At 64.0% G+C, this 1,881-nt stretch carries 1 protein-coding gene; it reads left to right on the top strand.

The window, feature by feature from the left end; all coding sequences use genetic code 11:
* The coding region (locus AC1DIS_RS29930; RefSeq protein WP_477781294.1) for a VCBS domain-containing protein at positions 1 to 1,881 on the top strand (1,881 nt) is incomplete at both ends.

Below are 1,881 nucleotides of genomic sequence, written 5' to 3'. Positions count from 1 at the left end.
GTTCACCATCCAGGTCAGCGACGGCCTCGGTGGCGTCGACACCCAACAGGTGACCGTCACCGTCACCGGCAGCAACGATGCGCCGGTGCTCAGCTTCGCGAGCGGCAACGATGTCGGCGCCGTGCAGGAGGACACCACCCTCAGCGTCAGCGGCCAGTTCAGTTCAAGCGACATCGATCATGCTGCCACGGCGACCTGGAGCATTGCCGGAACAGCTAACGGCACTTATGGCTCAATCGCCGTCGACAGCAGCGGCCAATGGACCTACACCTTGGCCAACGGCACCGATGGCGTCGCCAGTGCAGTGCAATCACTGCAGGCCGGCGAGACTCACAAYGAAGTGTTCACCATCCAGGTCAGCGATGGCCTGGGCGGCGTCGACACCCAGCAAGTGACCGTCACTGTCACCGGCAGCAATGACGCCCCGGTACTCAGTTTCGCGTCGGGCAATGAGCTGGGCGCGGTGCAGGAGGACAGCAGCCTCAGCGTCAGCGGCCAGTTCAGTTCAAGCGACATCGATCACAGCGCCACCGCCACTTGGAGCATTGCCGGATCCAATACCGGCACTTATGGCTCGATCGCCGTGGACGGCACCGGTCAGTGGACTTACACCCTGGCCAATGGCACCGATGGCGTCGCCAGTGCCGTGCAGTCGTTGCAGGCCGGCGAGAGCCATGACGAGGTGTTCACCATCCAGGTCAGCGATGGCCTGGGCGGCGTCGACACCCAGCAGGTGACCGTCACCGTCAGCGGCAGCAACGACGCACCGGTGCTCAGCTTCGCCAGCGGCAACGATGCCGGTGCGGTGCAGGAAGACAGCACCCTCAGCGTCAGTGGCCAGTTCAGCTCGAGCGACATCGACCATGCGGCCACCGCGACCTGGTCGATCAATGGCTCGGCAACTGGAACCTACGGCTCGATCGCCGTCGACGGCAGCGGTCAGTGGACTTACACCCTGGCCAATGGCACTGATGGTGTCGCCAGTGCCGTGCAATCACTGCAGGCCGGCGAGACTCACAATGAAGTGTTCACCATCCAGGTCAGCGATGGCCTGGGCGGCGTCGACACCCAGCAAGTGACTGTCACCGTCACCGGCAGCAACGATGCGCCGGTGCTCAGCTTCGCGTCGGGCAACGATGTCGGCGCCGTGCAGGAGGACAGCACCCTCAGCGTCAGTGGCCAGTTCAGTTCAAGCGACATCGATCACAGCGCCACCGCCACTTGGAGCATTGCCGGATCCAATACCGGCACTTATGGCTCGATCGCCGTGGACGGCAGCGGTCAGTGGACCTACACCTTGGCCAACGGCACCGATGGCGTCGCCAGTGCCGTGCAGTCGCTGCAGGCCGGCGAGAGTCACAACGAAGTGTTCAGTGTGCAGGTCAGTGATGGCCTCGGTGGCGTCGCCACCCAGCAGGTGACTGTCACCGTCACCGGCAGCAACGATGCGCCGGTGCTCAGCTTCGCGAGCGGCAACGATGTCGGCGCGGTGCAGGAAGACAGCACCCTCAGCGTCAGCGGCCAATTCAGCTCAAGCGACATCGACCACGATGCCACCGCCACCTGGAGCATTGCCGGAACAGCTAACGGCACTTATGGCTCGATCGCCGTCGACAGCACCGGCCAATGGACCTACACCCTGGCCAACGGCACCGATGGCGTCGCCAGTGCGGTGCAGTCGCTGCAGGCCGGCGAGAGTCACAATGAAGTGTTCACCATCCAGGTCAGCGATGGCCTCGGCGGCGTCGACACCCAGCAGGTGACCGTCACTGTCACCGGCAGCAATGACGCACCGGTACTCAGCTTCGCGAGCGGCAACGAGCTTGGTGCAGTGCAGGAAGGCGAGCGGCAACGAGCTTGGTGCAGTGCAGGAAGACAGCA

This window comes from Pseudomonas sp. 05N433, from assembly GCF_056396925.1.
Note: the sequence above shows the minus strand (reverse complement) of the source record. Positions and strands in the feature narration are given on the sequence as shown.